The 16,837-nt window shown below is 72.5% G+C and carries 18 protein-coding genes and 1 pseudogene; 3 read left to right on the top strand and 16 right to left on the bottom strand.

The window, feature by feature from the left end; all coding sequences use genetic code 11:
- A partial coding sequence (locus JS521_RS25095; protein WP_239487803.1) for an HAD family hydrolase occupies window positions 1-735 on the bottom strand: 735 nt, incomplete at its 3' end.
- A gap of 88 nt (window positions 736-823) precedes the next feature.
- Window positions 824-1,456 (bottom strand): ScbR family autoregulator-binding transcription factor, encoded by a 633-nt coding sequence (locus JS521_RS25100; RefSeq protein WP_205085205.1) that lies wholly within the window; start codon window positions 1,454-1,456, stop codon window positions 824-826.
- Window positions 1,457-1,699: 243 nt separating this feature from the next.
- On the opposite strand from JS521_RS25100, the gene JS521_RS25105 reads away from it, so the two are divergent.
- Window positions 1,700-2,653, top strand: coding sequence for a ScbA/BarX family gamma-butyrolactone biosynthesis protein (locus JS521_RS25105; protein ID WP_239487804.1), 954 nt, complete (start codon window positions 1,700-1,702; stop codon window positions 2,651-2,653).
- Window positions 2,654-2,781: 128 nt separating this feature from the next.
- Here the strand turns inward: JS521_RS25105 and JS521_RS25110 are convergent, their stop codons facing one another.
- The 10 genes from JS521_RS25110 to JS521_RS25155 all read right to left on the bottom strand — a co-directional run bounded on the left by JS521_RS25110 (window position 2,782) and on the right by JS521_RS25155 (window position 11,023).
- Complete coding sequence (locus JS521_RS25110; RefSeq protein WP_205085207.1) at window positions 2,782-3,534, bottom strand: 4'-phosphopantetheinyl transferase family protein; 753 nt, start codon at window positions 3,532-3,534, stop codon at window positions 2,782-2,784.
- 55 nt (window positions 3,535-3,589) lie between these two features.
- Window positions 3,590-3,832 carry a DUF6253 family protein gene (locus tag JS521_RS25115; RefSeq protein WP_205085208.1) on the bottom strand — a complete coding sequence of 81 codons (243 nt, stop codon included), beginning with the start codon at window positions 3,830-3,832 and terminating at the stop codon, window positions 3,590-3,592.
- Window positions 3,829-4,716, bottom strand: coding sequence for a maleate cis-trans isomerase family protein (locus JS521_RS25120; RefSeq protein ID WP_239487805.1), 888 nt, complete (start codon window positions 4,714-4,716; stop codon window positions 3,829-3,831). The genes JS521_RS25115 and JS521_RS25120 overlap by 4 nt, the downstream gene beginning before the upstream one ends.
- 79 nt (window positions 4,717-4,795) lie before the next feature.
- A complete protein-coding gene (locus tag JS521_RS25125) occupies window positions 4,796-5,593 on the bottom strand; it encodes a transglutaminase-like domain-containing protein (RefSeq protein ID WP_239487806.1) in 798 nt (265 codons plus the stop codon).
- Window positions 5,594-5,612: 19 nt separating this feature from the next.
- Window positions 5,613-6,755, bottom strand: coding sequence for an acyl-CoA dehydrogenase family protein (locus JS521_RS25130; RefSeq protein WP_205085209.1), 1,143 nt, complete (start codon window positions 6,753-6,755; stop codon window positions 5,613-5,615).
- A gap of 148 nt (window positions 6,756-6,903) precedes the next feature.
- Entirely contained in the window at window positions 6,904-7,278 is a 375-nt protein-coding gene (locus JS521_RS25135) for an ectoine synthase (RefSeq protein ID WP_205085210.1), read from the bottom strand.
- A gap of 91 nt (window positions 7,279-7,369) precedes the next feature.
- On the bottom strand, window positions 7,370-7,639 hold the full coding sequence (locus JS521_RS25140; protein ID WP_205085211.1) for an acyl carrier protein: 270 nt from the start codon (window positions 7,637-7,639) through the stop codon (window positions 7,370-7,372).
- Entirely contained in the window at window positions 7,636-9,105 is a 1,470-nt protein-coding gene (locus JS521_RS25145) for an AMP-binding protein (protein WP_239487807.1), read from the bottom strand. Before JS521_RS25145 ends, JS521_RS25140 begins: the two co-directional genes overlap by 4 nt.
- A 259-nt stretch (window positions 9,106-9,364) precedes the next feature.
- A complete protein-coding gene (locus JS521_RS25150) occupies window positions 9,365-9,808 on the bottom strand; it encodes a MarR family winged helix-turn-helix transcriptional regulator (protein ID WP_205085213.1) in 444 nt (147 codons plus the stop codon).
- Window positions 9,809-9,931: 123 nt separating this feature from the next.
- Entirely contained in the window at window positions 9,932-11,023 is a 1,092-nt protein-coding gene (locus JS521_RS25155; protein ID WP_239487808.1) for an IS701 family transposase, read from the bottom strand.
- Window positions 11,024-11,161: 138 nt separating this feature from the next.
- Here JS521_RS25155 and JS521_RS25160 point away from each other — a divergent pair, with 138 nt between their 5' ends.
- The gene (locus JS521_RS25160) at window positions 11,162-11,872 is read left to right on the top strand and encodes a TetR family transcriptional regulator (RefSeq protein ID WP_205085215.1); all 711 of its coding nucleotides are present in this window, start codon (window positions 11,162-11,164) and stop codon (window positions 11,870-11,872) included.
- Here JS521_RS25160 and JS521_RS25165 read toward each other — a convergent pair.
- The 3 genes from JS521_RS25165 to JS521_RS25175 all read right to left on the bottom strand — a co-directional run bounded on the left by JS521_RS25165 (window position 11,858) and on the right by JS521_RS25175 (window position 14,879).
- On the bottom strand, window positions 11,858-13,117 hold the full coding sequence (locus JS521_RS25165; protein WP_205085216.1) for a serine hydrolase domain-containing protein: 1,260 nt from the start codon (window positions 13,115-13,117) through the stop codon (window positions 11,858-11,860). The two genes, JS521_RS25160 and JS521_RS25165, sit on opposite strands and share 15 nt — an antisense overlap.
- A 116-nt stretch (window positions 13,118-13,233) precedes the next feature.
- Window positions 13,234-14,187 carry an aldo/keto reductase gene (locus tag JS521_RS25170; RefSeq protein ID WP_205085217.1) on the bottom strand — a complete coding sequence of 318 codons (954 nt, stop codon included), beginning with the start codon at window positions 14,185-14,187 and terminating at the stop codon, window positions 13,234-13,236.
- A gap of 143 nt (window positions 14,188-14,330) precedes the next feature.
- Window positions 14,331-14,879, bottom strand: a complete 549-nt coding sequence (locus JS521_RS25175) for a TetR/AcrR family transcriptional regulator (RefSeq protein WP_073822630.1) — start codon at window positions 14,877-14,879, stop codon at window positions 14,331-14,333.
- Between the two features lie 136 nt (window positions 14,880-15,015).
- On the opposite strand from JS521_RS25175, the gene JS521_RS25180 reads away from it, so the two are divergent.
- Window positions 15,016-16,281 carry an MFS transporter gene (locus JS521_RS25180; protein ID WP_205085218.1) on the top strand — a complete coding sequence of 422 codons (1,266 nt, stop codon included), beginning with the start codon at window positions 15,016-15,018 and terminating at the stop codon, window positions 16,279-16,281.
- Here the strand turns inward: JS521_RS25180 and JS521_RS25185 are convergent.
- A pseudogene (locus tag JS521_RS25185) lies at window positions 16,263-16,837 on the bottom strand (serine/threonine protein kinase); the annotation flags it as partial. The gene JS521_RS25180 and the pseudogene JS521_RS25185 sit on opposite strands and share 19 nt — an antisense overlap.

Consider the following 16,837-nt stretch of genomic DNA (forward strand, 5'->3'; position numbering starts at 1 on the left):
CCCGCCGTACGCGCCGGCTTCGGCGGCAAGGCGATCCAGCAGCGCCTGGCCAATCCGACGGAGATCGCCCGCGCCGAGTTCGTGGTCGATCCGGTGCACCAGGGCGTCGTCGAGCTCGTCGAGACCGCTGATCAGGTGCTGGACGCCCGACTCCCGCATCAGGGCGCGCTGATGGCTGTGGACGAAGGTGGAGGGGCGGCCGACGAAGGCGGTGCCCAGCTCACGGGCCGCGTCGGCGACCCGGGCCACGTCGTCGACGAAGAGGGCCTGCTCGGGGCGGAGCCCGAACACGTCCTCGGTGATCTCCTTGAGGCCGGGCCGCACGTCGTTGGTGCAGACGTAGCCGGGGCCGTCGAACAGCTCGGCGTACCGGCCCAGATGGCGGTCGAAGTGGTCCTTGCCGAGACCGCCGTAGCAGACCGTGCGCAGGCCCGCGCCCCGCAGCCGCAGGAGCAGCTCGTGCGTGCCGGGCGTGACCGTGACCGGGTGGCGGTCGAGGAAGTCGGCGCGGTCCTCGAAGTAGGCGGCGAGCGCTTCCTCGCCGGTCATGCGGCCGCCGACGGCGGCCGAGAGCAACCGGCCGGCTATGTGCTGCGGCTGGGAGAAGATCGATCTCTCCAGCGCGGCGGAGTACGTACCGCCTCTGCTGACGATGAAGTGATGGATCACCGGGCTGAACGTGTCGTTGAGCAGGACACCGTCGATGTTCAGAGCGGCCAGGCGCAGGGTGAGCATGCTTCTCCGTAGGGTTCGTCGAAACGGGCGGAGCAGGTCAACGGGCGGAGCCGGTCGACGGCGGGAGCGGGTCGACGGGCGGAGCGGGTCAGGGCATCAGTGCGGCGCCGCGGGCGGGGGCCGTCTCGGCGCGGGTGATCACGGACGGGACCGCGATGCCGGGCAGGATCAGGTTCCACATCTGCTGGGTGCGCTCGGGGAGGTCGCGGCGGCCGCTGACGACGTTGGAGTACATCTGCATTCCGGTACAGGCGGCCACCACGAACTCCGCGACCACGGACGGGTCGACGCCGGGCTGCAACTCCCCGGCCTCCAGCGCCTCGTGCAGGCAGCCGACCATGATCCCGCGGAAGTTCTCGTACGGGTCGGCGTTGAGGGAGCCGTCGATGGAGGCCTGCTCGTTCGTCAGCCGTACGCCGGCCCGCAGCAGCGGGTCGCGCTGGAGCTGCCACGACCACACGAGGGTGAGGTCGATGAGCCGCTGGAGGCCGCCGGCCGCGAGCAGCGGGACGAGCGTCTCCGGCTGGCTGTTCATCACCGCCTTGGCCAGGTCCTCCTTGGACCCGAAGTGGAAGTAGAGAGCGCCTGCCGTCACCCCGGCACGCTTGAGGATGCGCGTGATGCTGGCCCCCGCGTAGCCGAACTCGTCGAAGACCTCTGCGGCCGCGTGCAGCAGTGCGCGACGGGTCTGTTCCGCCCGCTCCTGTTTCGGTTGCGCCATGACTCTCACCTTCCCAAAAAGAATGCTCCTTATGTTAACCGGGTGAACAGCGGTCACGGCAAGTCCGTTATGCGGGAGTTGAGTTGGACATCGACCCCAATCGCCCCCGGAATTGTTTCAGTGATCATCGACTCTTGACTTGAGAAAACAAAAGGAACATTATTTTTGGAGCGGGGACGAGGAGTGATGCGCACACATCCCTCCGTAGTCGTCCGCGAAAACTACCGATCTTGGGGGGCCAAGTTGTCTGTATCTGTACTGAGCCGTGATGTGAAGCCGGTCCAGCAGTCGCAGGTGCACCAGTGGCAGGTGCACAAGCTTCGGGGGGAGGAAGTGCTGCTCAGAACGTGGGCCGAGCGGGACGACCAGGGTGAGCGGGACGATCAGGACCCGGGAAGATACGTGATCACGGCGAGATGGCCGAAGGGGCACGACTTCTACCGGCCGTCGCAGGGCGCGTACGACCCGCTGCTGCTCGCCGAGAGCGTGCGCCAGGCGGTGCCGCTGCTGTCCCACGCCGTGCACGATGTCCCGCGGGAGTACAAGCAGGCGTGGGAGCGGTTCAGCTTCGCGGTCGAGCCGCTGGCGGCGCTGGTGACCACCGGCGAGGACGAGGTGCGCCTCGTGGTCACCTGCTCGGACGTGGTCCGGCGCGGCAGCAGGTTCGCCGGTATGACGATGGACATCGACGTCCACCTGGGGAAGCGGCTGATGGGCACCGCGCACACCCGCTTCAACAACCAGCCCGCGGCCGTCTACCGGCGGCTGCGCGGGAGTTACGCGGACCTCGACGCGGCCCTGGCGAACTGCCTCCCGGCGGGCCCGCCGGTGGAGCCGCACCGGGTGGGCCGGGACTCCGCGGACGATGTGGTGCTCTCGCCGGCCCCGGGCGGGCGGTCCGACCGGTGGATGCTGCGGGTGGACCCCACGCACCCGGTCCTCTTCGACCACGCCGTCGACCATGTGCCCGGCATGTTCCTGCTCGAAGCGGCCCGGCAGGCGGCGCACGCCGTCGGTGACGCCTCCACGGCCGTCGTCGGGATGACGACGGACTTCGCCCGGTACGTCGAACTCGACGCCCCCGCCGTCGTCGTGGCCGGCACGCCGGTCCCCGGCAGCACGGGCCGGCGCCGCGTTCCGGTCCGGGTCGAGCAGCACGGCGTCCAGGTCTTCAGCGCCGAGGTGACCGTCGTCTAGGGCACGGCACCACGGGCGACGGGACCACGCGGAACGGCGGGCGGCCCGTACACCTCGGGGGTGTACGGGCCGCCCGCCGCCGGGCCGGCACCGGGTCGGGCCTGGCCTCGGGCCGGACCGGCACCGGGTCAGGCCCGTACCGGCTCCGGCTCCGGCATCGGCTGCGGGAGGTCCTCGTACACGGTGACCTCCACATGCACCGAGGCCGGGACCGCGAAGCTCGCCTCGTACCCGGGCGGTGCGAGCAGCTGCCGCACCCGCCAGCCCAGTGGCTGACCGGTGAGATCGAGCCGGTTCATGACGGCGGCCATGCCCTGCCCGGTCGCCTTGGCCATGGCCTCCTTGCGGGTCCACAGGCGGGCGAAGTCCCGGACCAGCTCGTCGTCCGGGCGGCCGCCCAGCCACTGCTGCTCCCTCGGGTGCAGGAACGGCAGGTACCCGGCGACGGATTCCGGGGTCGGCCAGGACTCGATGTCGATGCCGATGGTGGCCTCGGCGACCGCGATGGCGACGAGGTCCCCGCTGTGCGACATCGAGAACTCCGGCGCCTCGCCCGCCGGGTCCGGGTCACGGATGGCCGGCCTGCCGTGCGCCCCGCCGCAGCCGGGACACGGCTGCCGCAGAAAGCCGACCCCGGCGGGGGAGCAGCCGAGCGAGGAGCCGAGAACGCTGCGCAGCGCCCAGTGGGCGAACGCGTAGGTCTCCCGGCCGGCCGGCTGCGGAATCGACGCCAGCCGGCGCCGTTCGTTCTCGTCGAGCCAGTCGGGCGGAGTCCCGTCGGGCGGCAGGCGCTGTCCGGCCGGGGCCCGGACGATCCAGATGGAGACCGGATCGAGGACCTCCCCCGGAGGCGCGTCGGACCATGTGAGGTCGGGTGTCATGTCGATACGGCTCCTGGTGCGGCGGGAATCCGGCCGGTCCCCGCCACGGGTCGGATCAGGCGGTTGCTGCGAGCAGCGGCCACGGGCCGGTCATGGCGTACTGCTCCAGGTCCTCGGAGGCGAGATAGCGCCGGAACCCCGGCACCTGCTCCGCCGGGCGCAGCGTCCCGCGGAACAGCACCAGGCCGCGCACCCCGGTCCCGTCGTCGTGCCAGCACACCAGCGGCATGTGGTACTCCGGCGTGTCGCAGGTCTCCTGCACGGCGGCCTGGTAGCCGTACGCGGGCAGCAGGCTCATCGCGCCGCCCCCACGGCCGCGCCTCTCGCCGGGGCGTCGGCCGGTGCGTGGACCGGTGTGCCGGCCGTGGCGTCGGCCGTGGCCGCGTCCTCGGGACGGACGCCGAACAGGGCCCCGTACTCGGTGATCCGCGCCGCCGCCGCGGTCCCGCCGGCGAGGTGCAGCGCGTGCCAGAAGAGGACCTGGTTCGCGGTGAGCACGGGAAACCCGATGCGCTCCTCCAGGCCCGCGATGGTGCCCACGGCGCGGATGCCGTTGCCGGCGACCAGCACCGCCTGCGGCCGCTGCGGGGCGACGGTGGACTCGATCCACTGCACCAGTGCCTCCGGCGTGATCAGCTTCTGGTTGCTGGGGAGGCCGCAGGGGCCGTGGTGGACGACGTCGAAGCCGCGCTCACCGAAGTACGAGGCGCCGAGCGCGGAGAGTTCGTCGTCGAACCACGGCGGGTTGACGAGCGCGATCCGCTCCGCGCCGAGGGCGCGGAAGCCGGCCGCGGCCGCGTGGGTCGTGCCGGTGAGCGGGATGCCGCGGGTCCGGTCCGCGAGCCGCTCGAAGAGCTTCTGCTCGCCGTCGGCCCCCAGGACGTAGGCGGAGCTGGTGAACCCCAGGGCGATGGAGTCCAGCGGGGCGGCGGCGAGCAGTTCGACCGCGTCGTCGATGAAGGGCGGGTCGATGAAGGCGCGCACCGGGTCGTGCGGGATCTTCGGGTCCATCTCCCCGCCGGGGCGCATCGCCCCGAAGTGCACGCGGGAGCCGTGGACGGAGACATCGCGCGGCGCCATCGCCTGGAGCTCGGACTCGGGCCCGACGTCCGCGTGCGGAACGACGACGCCGACACGGGCGGCCACGGCCCAGCCGTCCTCGCGGGCCTGGAACTGCGTCATGGGGTGCCTCTCCTCTTCTGCCGTGCTTTCTGCTGTGTTGTCGTGCTCGGGTACGGGGGTGGGGCCGGGGCTCCGGGTCTCAGTTCGCCTCGTCGGCGAGCGAGCCGCCGCCGACGGTGCCGGTGCCGTCCTCGTCCAGGAACTTCGGGTGCTTGCGGCGCATGTTCTCCATCACGAAGGCGTACGGGACGTCGTCGAAGTCGCCGTGGTCGGTGAGGAACTCCATGCTCTGCCGGCCCTGCGCGTCGAAGGGGTGGTAGAGGCTGTCGGAGCGGCCGTCGAACTCCAGCGGGGTCATCCCGTACAGCCGGCACAGCAGCTTGTCGAAGACCGGGGTGACCTTCACCCAGCGGCCGTCGAGGTACACGGTGGCCAGGCCGTGGAAGAAGACGTCGCCGCCGATGTACGAGCGCAGCCGGTCGGAGGCGAGGTGGTTGCGCACATCGCTGTAGTGGAGCCGGGCGGGGATGCCGACCGCGCGGCAGGCGGCGGCGTAGAGAACGGACTTGTGCAGGCAGAAGCCCTTGCCGCCGGTGATGATGCTGGACGCCGTCAGGCCCTGCGGTGACAGGTCGGCGCCGTAGACCTCGTAGTGGATGCCGTCGCGCACCGCGTAGTAGAGGGCGACGGCGAGGTCGACCGGGTCGGCGGCGTCGCGGTCGATGCCGCCGAGGGCCTTGTCGACGAAGGCGCGGACGGCCTCGTGCTCGTGGTCGAGGAAGTCGGTGGCCGCCGTGAGACGGGCGATGTCCTCGGCGTCCGGAGTCAGGGTGCCGATTTCGGTCAGGACGTCGGCGTCCGGAGTCAGGGTGCCGATTTCGGTCAGGACGTCGGTGTCCGGAGTCAGAGTGCCGGTTTCGGTAACGGTGTCGGTCATGCGGGTGCCTCTCGTCTCGTCACAGGCCCATCAGGGCGGCGATGCAGTTGCGCTGGATCTCGTTGGTGCCGGAGTAGATGGAGCCGGCCGCGGCGTTGCGCAGCTCGCGCTCGATGCCCGTGTCGGTCAGATAGCCGCGGGCGCCGAAGATCTGGATCGCGTCCTGGGCGGTGCGCTGGTTGGCCTCGCTGACCAGGATCTTGGTGGCGGCCACGTCCAGCGAGGCGTCCTTGCCCTGCTCGACCTTGCGGCCGGTGTCGTACAGCCACTTGCGAGCCGTCTCCACCGCGATCCGCATGTCCGCGATCTTGTGGGCGACTGCCTGGTTCTTGCCGATGGCGCTGCCGAACTGCTGCCGGGTGGTGGCGTGTTCGACGACGCGCTTGAGGCGGTGGGTCATCTCGCCGAGGTTGACGGCGAAGGAGAAGAGGACCTCCCGCTTCATCACGTAATCCATGATCAGGAAGCCGGCGCCCTCGCTGCCGAGCCGGTTGCCGACGGGCAGCCGGACGTCCTTGAGCGTGACCTCGCTGATCGGGGAGGTGCGCAGCCCCATCGTCTCCAGCGGCTCGCCGATCGTCAGGCCCGGCGTGGAGCGCTCCGCGAGGAAGGTGCTGAGGCCGAAGGCGCCCGGCTTGCCGGTGCGGACGTAGAGCAGGAAGAGGTCGGCGACCGGGGCGTTGGTGATGAAGAGCTTGCCGCCGTTGATCACGTACTCGTCGCCCTCGCGGACGGCCGTGGTCCGGATGTTCATCACGTCCGAGCCGTGGCTCGCCTCGGTGATCGCGTGCGCGGTGATGGCCTGCCCGGAGGTGACCTGCGGCAGGTAGCGCTCGCGCAGCTCGGCGGAGCCGAACGCCTGGAGCGGGATGCCGACGCTGACGATCTGCGTGGACGCCGAGAAGTTCAGCCCGGCGTCCCGGCTGGTGTGGCCGAGGCCCTCCAGCGCGGCCATGGTCTCGGTGAGCGTCCGGCCCGCGCCGCCGTACTCCGGGGCGAAGGGGAGGGTGAAGAGCCCGGACCGCTGGAGCGGCTTCCACTTCTCGTGCGGGAACTCGGCCGCCCGGTCCCAGCGGGTGACGTCGTCGTTCAGCTCGTCGCCGTACGGGGCGGTGATGCCGTAGGTGTCGGTGGCCTGTTCTGCTGCCGATTCTGCTGCCATGCGTGTTCTGCCTTGCCTTTCGCTGGGCGCCGGGTGCGGTCGCCGCCGGTGCGGATGGCCGGGGCCGGGTCGCGGGGGGGGGGGGGGGGGGCCGGCGCGCGCCGCGCCCCCCCCCCCCCCCCCCACCCGGGCTTGCGGACCGGCGGGATCAGTAGCGGGAGTAGCCGTCCTCGGAGAGCGAGTGCTTCTCGTCGCCGCGCAGCGCCGGGCTGAAGACCGAGACGAGGAGGAGGTCCTCGTCGTCGGAGGCGATCAGGTGGTGGGCGTCGTGCTGGTCCAGGGCGTAGATGGTCCCGGTCATGATCTTGTGGTGGGCGCCGTCCTTGGTGACGACCTCGCCCGAACCGCCGATGCAGTAGCAGGCCTCCAGGTGGCCGAGGTACTGCAGCCCGCTGGAGGTGCCGCGGCGGACCAGCGTCTCGCAGACGGTGAATCCCATGCCGTCGGCCTCGGTGAGCAGACGGTGACTCGTACCACTGCCCCACTCGATCGCGGGGACGTCGGACAGAGAACGGACGATCATGGCTGAACTCCTGTCATCGCTGTGTTCCGGTCAGGTACGCGTTCCGGTCAGGTACGCGTTCTGGGCAGATGCGCGTTGCGGTGGCGGGCCGTCAGACAGTGGCCGGCGCGGCCGGAGCGGCCTTGCCGACGAAGTCGCGGATGTCCGCGAGCGTGCGGTAGGCGGCGGGTTCCAGCGGGATGTCGTCGACGGGGATTCTGTACGTCTCCGATATCCAGGAGATGAGGCGGACGAGGCCGAGGCTGTTCACCACGGTGCTCTCGATCAGGTCGAAGTCGTCGGTCAGGTCCTCGGCGTCCTCGCCGGCCAGGAACTCCCGGACGATGTAGGCGCGGATCGGGTCGTTGAAGGCGGTGCTCATGAGGAGACTCCGTTCAGTCGGGTGCTCAGAATCGATTTACGGTCCGGTTTGCCGGTCGGGGTCTTCGGCAGGGGAGTGCCGGCGAGCCCCACCGAGCTGGGCACGGCGTGGCGCGGCAGGTGCTTCGCCGCGTACGCCCGCAGCCCCAGCGAGCTGAGGGACGTGCCGTCCCGGCGCACCACTTCGGCGTGCAGCCGGGTGCCCGCCTCGGGGCAGGGCAGGGCGACGACGGCGGCCTCGACGACGTCCGGGTGGGCGCCGAGGACGGTCTCGACCTCCAGGGTGTTGGTGCGCACGCCGCGCACCTTGACCTGGAAGTCGGCGCGGCCCTGGAGGAAGTGGCGGCCGTCCGCGTCGCGGTGGACGAGGTCGCCGGTGCGGTAGAACATGGCGCCGCCGCCGCGCGGATCCGGCATGAAAGCCTGGGCGTTGCGGGCCTGTTCGAGATATCCACAGGTCTGGAAGGGGGTGTGCACGAGCAGTTCCCCGGTGCCGGGACCTTCCAGCACCTCGGTGCCGCCGGCCCCCTCGATCAGCAGCACCGCGTCGGTGCCCTCGATCGGGTCGCCGATGGACAGCGGGTGCGCATAGGCGTCCGGGTCGATGTCGAGGACGAAGCTGTCGTTGGTCTCCGTGCAGCCGAAGACGTTGTGGAAGCGCGCGGCCGGGCAGGCGGCGAAGGTGTCCCGCAGGCCCTGCTCGGAGACGGCCTCCCCGGTGAACACGACCGTACGGACCGCCGGGTAACGGGCGTCGTCCGCGGCCAGGAGCCGGTGCAGCAGCGGCACCCCCTGGACGAGGGTCACCCCGTTGGCCTGCGTGAGGTCGCGCAGATAGCCGGCGTCCCCGCTGGCCCCGGCGTCGGCGAGCACGACCGTGCCGCCGGCCTCCAGCACCGTCCAGACGTCGAGGAGCGCCAGGTCGAAGTTGAGCGGCGAGAAGCTCAGCGCCCTGGTGTCGCCGTCGAGCCCGAACTTCGCCGTGGCCCAGTCCGCGAAGCGGTCGAAGGCCTCGACGCGGACCGGGACGAGCTTGGGGACGCCGGTGGACCCGGAGGTGGTGAGGGTCAGCAGCGACTCCTCGGGGTCGGGGGCGCTGAAGCCGTCCGCCAGGGCGGGGTCGGTCTCCTCCCGCGACAGGGTCACGCCGCCGCCGGGGACCGCGACGGCCGTCAGCGGGCCGTGCGCCTGGGCGGTGAGCGTGGACAGGGCGGCGGCGCCCAGGGCGGGCGACGGGACCAGGGTGTTGATCCCCCGGCGCCACGCCGCCAGCAGCAGCGCGACGGTCTCCGCCGACTTGTGGGCCGGGACGCACAGGGCGCGTACGGAGCCGAAGGCGGCGCCGTCGAGCTCGGCTGCGGCGCGGGCGGTCAGCCGCTCCAGCTCCGCGTAGCTGACGCGTCGACCGGCGCTGACGAGCGCGGTTCTGTCGGGTTGGTCCTGTGCGTGCCGGCTGATTGCCCGCAACAGACGAGGCGAAGGCAACGGTCCCCCTGGATGCCTGGATGGATTGGCTGTCGTGGCCGGCCGACTGGCTGGCCACGAGCAAGAACCTAACGGCTTTTATTTGCATGGTCAAGCATGTAAATCGGGAGGTGAGGTGATCCAGGTCACTCCCCCGGCTCGAAGAAGAAGCCCGAACATGCAAAAGACGGCGGGTGGTCCGGGTCACCCCGGACGCCTCCCGCCGCCTGCCGTCTGCCGTCTGCCGTTCGCCGTGATCGTGTCAGGCGGCGCTGCGCAGCGCCTGCACCGCCCGGGCGAGCTGGTCGTCGGCGCTCGCGGTGTTGAGGGCCGAGCTGAGCACGTCGGCGTACGTGGCGCGGGCGTCCTGGTAGCGCTTGCGCCCTTCCTCGGTGATGACGGCGAAGACGCCGCGCTTGTCGTCGGCGCAGTTGTCCTTGTAGGCGTACCCGGCGCTGTCGAGGCGTCCCACCAGGCGGGTCACCGAGCTCTGGCCCAGCCCGATGTGGTCCGCCAGCTCCTGCATCCGGCACTCGCCCTTCTCGGCCTGGGTGAGCACCTCCAGGGCCCGGTACTCGGACAGGCCGACGCCGTAGCGGCGCTGCAGGGCGTGGGCGAGCTGACGCTCCACGAAGGCGTGCAGGCCGAGGACGGACTCCCACATGGCCTGATCGGAGGCGGCGCGTGGCTGCTGCTGGATCGTCATGAAACGGCTCCCCTTCTCGACTGCGATGAAAACAAGATACATGCCCATGCAATCATCTGGGGAGTGTTGACGTCTGCGGAAGCGGCTCCCGTCGCTATCTACTTGTACAGGCAAGGAATGGGGTCAGTGATTGATGCCCTCCAGGGTGCTGTAGGCGTAGGCGGCCGAGACGAGGGTCATGTGGCGGTGCCAGCCGGGGAAGGAGCGGCCCTCGAAGTCGAGGAGGCCGAAGTTCTCGCCCATCCGCTCGATCGCGGCCCGGGCGCCCCGGGGGGACCGGGCCAGCTCCAGCAGCTCGGCCGGGTGGCGGTCGGTGATGTTCGTGAGCCAGATCCGGCCCGGCCGCCCGCTGCCCGCGTCCCACTCGGCGAGCAGTCGTCCCGCCCCGCCCGTGTGCTCGCCGTCCTGGCGCTGCCCGCGTACCGGGGTGTCGTACGAGACGACCTGCCGGCCCGGCCCCGCCGGGTGCCGTACGCCCCGGCGCAGCAGCAGGGAGCGCACCGACTCGCGTTCTCCGGGCGGGAGTTCGGGTCCGGCGAGGGTGGTTTGGCCCGGGACGGCGAGCACATGGGCGTGCCCGCCGCCCTGGAGTCTCCGCACCAGTGGCATGACATCGCACAGGGACGTCAGGTCGGCGACCACCGGCGCCGTCCGCCCGTCCGACCGGGACGTCATGTCCTGGACCAGGCGCAGGGCGTGGTCCCACAGCGGCTGGGCCCGGGTCGTCGCGGGGATCTTCGCCCGGTCCCGTACCGCCTCGTCGTGGGTGAACCGGGGCGGCAGGAAGAGTCGCCAGTCGACCGGGACATGCGCCTGTCCGGCGTCCAGGAACAGGCCGAGGCCCAGTTGGCAGTTGACGGTGCGCCCGGACTCCGGCAGGAAGCGCTGGTGCACCCCGGCGGAGCAGGCGCCGCGCTTGGGCAGCACCGCCGGTGCCAGGGTCCAGGCCCGCACCGGCAGCGACCGGGCGGCCCAGCGGGCCAGTTCGCCGCGGGCCGGGGCCCACTCCCACGGGCTGGCGTTGACGAACTGGTGCAGTGACGCGGAGGCGGCCTCCGAGCCGGTCACGACGGCCGCCATCCGGCGCACGGTCTTCTTCCCGTGCGTCCGCATCAGCCCCTGCAGATACACGTGCCCCCAACGTTGCTGGTCGGAGCGGTGCAGGTGGCCGAACAGGAGCCGGGACAGATCGCCCGGTGGCCGGCCGGTCGCCATGTCGGGCGTCTCGTACGTCGTCGTCACTGCAGGTCCCTCCCAGGTGAGCGTCGCTGTGCAGACTAACAAACATAGAGAATGTTCGTTATATTTCTGTTCGAGAGAACGACTACTTGCCGAGGTTCAAGGAGAAGGCGCATGCAGGAACGGGCGGCCAGGACGCGCCAGGCCGTGTTGGAGGCGGCCGCCGATGAGTTCGCCGACCGCGGCTACGAAGGCGCCTCCTTCCAGCGGGTCGGACGGCGGGCCGAGACCTCGATCGGCGCTCTGACCTTCCACTTCGGGACCAAGACCGTCCTGGCCGAGGAGGTACGCACGGCCGGGCGCGCCCGGCTCCGGTGCTGCCTGGCGGAACTGGCCTCCGCCGGCGACCCGTTGCGCGGACTGCGCACCCTGATCGGATCCCTGGCCCGGCTGGCGCACGAGGACCCCTTCGTGCGCGCCGCGCGCCGCCTGGAGGCGGACCGTCCCGAGGGCGTACCGCCGCTGGCCGAGGCCTGGCTGCCCATGCTCCGTGACCTGCTCGACCGGGCCCACGGCGCGCACCGGCTCCGCCCCGGCGTCTCCCCCGAGGACGCCGTGGCCCTGCTGGCGCACCTCACCGAGGGCGCCATGGCCGCGCACGGCAGGACCCGGGACTCGGCCTGGGACTCCGTCTCCGTCTGGGACTCGGTCTGGGACGTCGTCCTGCACGGCCTCACCGTCGACCTGACGGGCCGGCCGGTGCCGGAGGAGGCCCGGGGTACGGCCGATTCGGCGGGCCGGACCGTGCCCGAAGCGGCCGGGGGGAACGTCGACCCGGCGGGCCGGACCGTGCCCGAAGCGGCCCGCGCGTCAGGCGGTTCGTAGCGCCCGGGCCACCGCGCCCGCCACCTCGTCCAGGACCGGGGCGCCCGGGCCCGCCGTCAGCCGGTTGCGGACCCACGCGGCCCCGGCCCGGGCCCGCGGCCACGCCTGGTAGGCGACCGAGCCGGGGCCCTGGTGGCCGAACGCGCCGGAGCGGACGGCCGGGTGCAGCCCCTCGTCGAGCAGCTGGAAGCCGCCCTCGCCGTACGCGCTGACCCCGCCGAGCAGCGGATCCAGGCCCTCGACCCAGAAGCTCCGTGCCTGGTCGAGCGTGCGGCGCGACAACAGCAGCGGCTCCTCGCCCGGGGCCCGTACGGCGTCCTCGGCCAGGACGCCCTGGAGCCGGGCCAGGCCGCGCGCCGACGCGTACGCCCCCAGCGAGGGGACGAGCGCGTAGCGCCGCCGGCTCTCGCTCCACACTCCGGGGTCCGCCGGGAACGGGGAGGGGTTGTTCCACACCCGCCCGTAGAGGTCCGCGTCGCCGTCGCACACCCCGCCGCGAACCGTCCGGGCGGCCGGCGCGGCGAAACGGGCGCGGAAGTCCGTGCCGTACGAGATGCGGGCGGTCCGCGGCAGCTGGTCGGGGACGAGCCCGAAGTGGATGTCGAGACCCAGCGGGCCCGCGATCTCCTCCAGGAAGAACAGGTCGAGTTCGCGGCCGTCGACCCGGCGGATCACCTCGGCGGCGATCCACCCCGCGGTCCACGGCCCGTGCAGCACGCCGCCGGCCCGGGGGTCCTCCTCCAGGCCGTCCAGTTCGAGCAGCGCGGCCATCAGGTACGGGTCCTCGACGTCCCGCTGGCCGAGGTTCGCCGCCATGGCCGGGAGGCGGGCGGTGAACGTCAGCACGTCCCGCAGCGTCACCGCGCCCTTGCCGCGCGCCGCGAACTCCGGCCAGTGGTCGGCGATCGGCCGGTCCAGCGCGAGCGCGCCCATGTCGGCGAGCAGCAGGACCGCCGTGGCCAGGATCCCGTGGGAGCCCGTCAGCACCGGCTCCAGGGTGTCGCCGGTCCACGGCGTCCCGGTGGTCGGGTCGGCGGTGCCGTGCCAGAGGTCGACGACGAGTTCGCCGTCCTGGACGACGGCCAGCGCGCTTCCCCGGGAGCCGGGCGGGCCCGCGTCCCGGCAGGCCTGTTCGAAGGAGTGGCGCACGGAGGCGAATCCGGGCGCTGTGGTGCCGTGGACGTCGGCCGTGGCCGCCCGCGGACGTGGCCGCGGGAGGACCTGCCGTACCAGAGAGGTCGTCATGTCAAGAACTCCAGAGAAGCCGGAAGGGCCGGAAGCCGGAAGCCGGAAGTCGGAAGAGACGGTCGGGTGATCGGGGTGATCGGGGTGATCGGGATGAGAGGCGAGCGCGGTGCGGCTCAGCTCTCCGGCGCACCCGACGGGTAGGGGAGGAACTCCAGGTCGGTCAGGTCCTGTTCGGTCAGCAGGAGCCCGTCCCCGCCGAGGTTCTCCGCGAGGTGGTCCGCCGCCCGTGTGCCGGGCACCGGCACCACGTGGTCGCCGAGCCGGAGCAGCCACGCCAGGGCGACCTGGGCGGGGGTGGCCCCGTGCCGGGCGGCCACGTGGGCGACCGCCTGCGTGAGCGCGAAGTTGTGGCGGATGGCGCGCGGGGCGAAGCGGGGCTGGGTGAGCCGCCAGTCGTCCAGGGGCAGGTCGTCGGCCCGGGCCAGCGCACCGGTCAGCAGGCCGCGGCCGAGCGGGGCGCCGGCCAGCAGGGCGATCCGGCGCTCCACGGCGTACGGCACGACGTCGTCGAGGCCGCAGCGCGTGAACAGCGACACCTCGGCGGCCATCGCCGCCGCCTCGTGCACGGCTTCGGCGGCACGGGCCTCCTGGACGGTGACGACGGGCAGCCCCAGCATGCGGATCTTCCCCGCCCAGACCTGCTCGGCCAGCGCCCCCCAGCTCTCCTCCAGCGGTACGCCGGGATCGACGCGGCGCAGCAGGTAGAGGTCGATGTGGTCCACGTGCAGCCGGCGCAGGCTCTCGTCGACCGCGTCCCGCAGGGCCTGCGGTCCGCCCGCGGGCCGCAGCCCGCCGTCCGGGTCGCCGAGCAGGCCGCCGCCGGTACACAGCACGACCTCGTCGCGGCGGCCGCGGATGGCCTCGCCGATGAGCCGCTCGTTCTCCCCGGCCGCGTAGGCGCCGGCCGTCTCGACGAGGTTGACCCCGAGGTCCACCGCTTCCCGGACCAGCGATACGGCCTTGGTCCGGTCCCGCAGGGCCGGGGCGTAACGGTAGGAGAGGCCCATCGCGCCCAGCCCCAGCCGTCCGACGACCGGCCCGTCCCTGCCCAGTGTTGTGGTCCGCATCCCGCGAGATTCCCTTCTCCACAGATCTCCCCGGAGGAGAGCGACCACTCCATGGCACCAGCAGGGGTTCTCAAAGCCCAGGTTCCCGTTGCTACTTGCCGACCTCGGACGACTTCGGGAAGTCCGCGGGCCGGGAGCGAGTCCTACGGGCGCGGCGCGGTGATGCGGGCGATCGCCTCGACGGTGAGGGCGCGCTCGTGGGGCTCGGTCTCCAGGGCGCGGTGGATGGACAGGCCCTCGATGAGCGCGTCGAGCTGGCGGGCGGTGGCCGGGTCGAAGTGCCACTCCAGGGCGCGGCGGCTGCGGCCCATCCAGGTGCGGGTGAGCTCGCGGTAGGCGGGCCGGCGGGCGGCGAGGGTGTAGAGCTCGTGGGTGAGGATCAGCTCGCGCTGGTTGCCGCCGGAGAGGTGGTGGACGAGATCGGCGACGGCCTCGCGGGCCTCGTCGGGGGTGGTGGCCGCGCCGAGGCGCTCCTCGAAGACGGCGACGATCGTTCCGGAGAACCGGGTGAACGCCTCGTGCAGCAGCTCGTCCATGCCGGAGAAGTGGTACGTCATCGAGCCCAGCGGCACGCCCGCGCGGGCGGCGACCTTGCGGTGCGAGACGCCCGCGACGCCCTCGTCGACGATGAGGTCGAGCGCCGCGTCGATGATGCGGTCCCGCCGCTCGGGGTCGGTGCGCCCGGTCGCCACGCGGCGCCTCCTCGGAGTCGGCCTGGGTCTCGGCCTGGGTCTCGGTCTGGTTCGGCTGGGTTCTCGTCCTGCGTCGCAGCATAGAGCGCGGGCAGGGAGTGTACGGACGTACGCTTCAGGCGTACGCTCGTCACCCATGAAGAAACCCCAGGTCATGGACGCCACCACCCGCCGCTGGCGCGCGGCGCTCTTCCTCTTCATGCTCGCCACCGGGGTGAGCATGGCGTCCTGGGTGGCCAGGACGCCGGCGGTCCGGGACGCACTGGAGGTGTCCACGGGGTCGATGGGGCTGGTGCTGTTCGGGCTCTCGATCGGTTCGATGGCGGGGGTGCTGTTCTCCGGCGGGCTGGTGCGCAAGCACGGCGGGCGGCTGGTGATCACCCTCGGGGCGGGGCTGCTGGTGGCCGGGCTGCTGGTGATCGCCGGGGCCGCGGCGCTGGAGGTGTCCGGCGGGGTGTTCGGCGGACTCGCGCTGTTCGGGGCCGGGATGGGCCTGGCGGAGGTGGCGTTCAACATCGAGGGCGCGGCCGTCGAGCGGACGGTGGGCCGCCCGGTCCTGCCGGTGCTGCACGGCTGCTTCAGCCTGGGGACGGTGGTGGGCGCGCTGCTCGGGATGGGCCTGACGGCGGTCCGCTTCCCGGTCGGCTGGCACCTGGCGGCGGTCGCGCTCGCGGTCGCGGCGGCCGGGGTGTGGACCGTACGGGCGGTCCCGGCGGGGACGGGGCGGGAGTCGGCGGAAACCGGTGAGGGCGGGCGGACCGGTGACGGCGCGCGGACCGGAGGGCTGCGGGCGCAGGTGGAGGTCTGGCGGGACCGGCGGCTGGTGCTGATCGGCCTGATCGTGCTGGCCATGGCCTTCGCGGAGGGATCCGCCAACGACTGGCTGCCGCTGCTGATGGTGGACGGCCACGGGACGAGTGCGACGGCCGGTTCGCTGACGTTCATGCTGTTCGCGGCGGCGATGACGACGGGCCGGTTCACGGGCGGGCCGCTGCTGGTGCGGTACGGCCCGGCGGCCGTGGTCCGGGCCAGCGCGGTGGTGGCGGCGGTCGGCGTGGCGCTGGTGATCTTCTCGGACAGCGCGCTGCTCGCCGGGGCCGCGGTGGTGCTCTGGGGCCTCGGCGCCTCGCTCGGCTTTCCCGTGACGATCTCGGCGGCGGGGGAGGGCGCGAGGCCGGTGGACGCCTCGGCCCGGGTCGCGGCGGTGTCGACGGCGGGCTACGCGGCGTTCCTGGTCGGACCGCCGTCGCTGGGCTTCCTGGCCGACCATGTGGGGCTGCGGAACGCGATGCTGGTGGTGCTCCTGCTGCTGGGCGGCGCGGCGCTGATCACGGGGGCGCTGCGGCGGCGGACGGCCTCTCCGGTGGCCGAAGTGCCTTCCGCTCAGTTGGACTTGGTGTAGATCAGGCTCTCGCCGGTCCCGGTCGTGGTGCGGCGCAGGCTGCCGTCCGGGAGCAGGGCCAGTTCGGTGGGTTTCCCGGGCGTGCAGGAGGTGGCAGGGCGGCCGGAGGACACCGTGGAGGGGCCGATGCGGACCGGGCCGTCCCCGGCGGCCGGCCCGGAGAGGGGGGCCGTGAACTCGCAGTGGTACGTGGACCCGGATTCGAGGGGCCCCTCGGCGGTGAGGGCGAGGACCTGGTCGCCCACGTCGCCCTGCCGGATGGTCAACGTCCGGGTGGACGGGCCCTGTTCGCCGGGTATGGAGCCGGACCAGGTCCCCAGGAACCCTTCGGGAACGCCCCCTTCGCCGCGCCCCTGCCCGCCTCCGTCGGCCTGGGCGGAGGCCGAAGGGCCGCGGGACGCGGTCTTCCCCGCGCCGTCGCCGTTCATGAACGCGTACACCGATCCGCCCGCCCCTATCGCCACGACCACGGCGACGGCGACGAGCGCGGCGGTGGCCCCGGCGGAGCGGCGCTCGCGGGTGGGCGGGGGAGGCGCGGCCGCGAAGTAGCCCGGGG

Source organism: Streptomyces durocortorensis, assembly GCF_016901035.1.
Classification (GTDB): Bacteria; Actinomycetota; Actinomycetes; order Streptomycetales; family Streptomycetaceae; genus Streptomyces; species Streptomyces durocortorensis.

Excerpts from the sequence above, each read along its gene's own strand:
- JS521_RS25140 (WP_205085211.1), bottom strand. The coding sequence starts at position 7,639 with ATGAGCACCGCCTTCAACGACCCGATCCGCGCCTACATCGTCCGGGAG.
- JS521_RS25125 (WP_239487806.1), bottom strand. The coding sequence starts at position 5,593 with ATGACCGACACCGTTACCGAAACCGGCACTCTGACTCCGGACACCGAC.
- JS521_RS25110 (WP_205085207.1), bottom strand. The coding sequence starts at position 3,534 with ATGACACCCGACCTCACATGGTCCGACGCGCCTCCGGGGGAGGTCCTC.
- JS521_RS25115 (WP_205085208.1), bottom strand. The coding sequence starts at position 3,832 with ATGAGCCTGCTGCCCGCGTACGGCTACCAGGCCGCCGTGCAGGAGACC.
- JS521_RS25120 (WP_239487805.1), bottom strand. The coding sequence starts at position 4,716 with ATGACGCAGTTCCAGGCCCGCGAGGACGGCTGGGCCGTGGCCGCCCGT.
- JS521_RS25160 (WP_205085215.1), top strand. The coding sequence starts at position 11,162 with ATGCAGGAACGGGCGGCCAGGACGCGCCAGGCCGTGTTGGAGGCGGCC.
- JS521_RS25130 (WP_205085209.1), bottom strand. The coding sequence starts at position 6,755 with ATGGCAGCAGAATCGGCAGCAGAACAGGCCACCGACACCTACGGCATC.
- JS521_RS25155 (WP_239487808.1), bottom strand. The coding sequence starts at position 11,023 with ATGGCGACCGGCCGGCCACCGGGCGATCTGTCCCGGCTCCTGTTCGGC.
- JS521_RS25165 (WP_205085216.1), bottom strand. The coding sequence starts at position 13,117 with ATGACGACCTCTCTGGTACGGCAGGTCCTCCCGCGGCCACGTCCGCGG.
- JS521_RS25135 (WP_205085210.1), bottom strand. The coding sequence starts at position 7,278 with ATGATCGTCCGTTCTCTGTCCGACGTCCCCGCGATCGAGTGGGGCAGT.
- JS521_RS25180 (WP_205085218.1), top strand. The coding sequence starts at position 15,016 with ATGAAGAAACCCCAGGTCATGGACGCCACCACCCGCCGCTGGCGCGCG.
- JS521_RS25170 (WP_205085217.1), bottom strand. The coding sequence starts at position 14,187 with ATGCGGACCACAACACTGGGCAGGGACGGGCCGGTCGTCGGACGGCTG.
- JS521_RS25100 (WP_205085205.1), bottom strand. The coding sequence starts at position 1,456 with ATGGCGCAACCGAAACAGGAGCGGGCGGAACAGACCCGTCGCGCACTG.
- JS521_RS25150 (WP_205085213.1), bottom strand. The coding sequence starts at position 9,808 with ATGACGATCCAGCAGCAGCCACGCGCCGCCTCCGATCAGGCCATGTGG.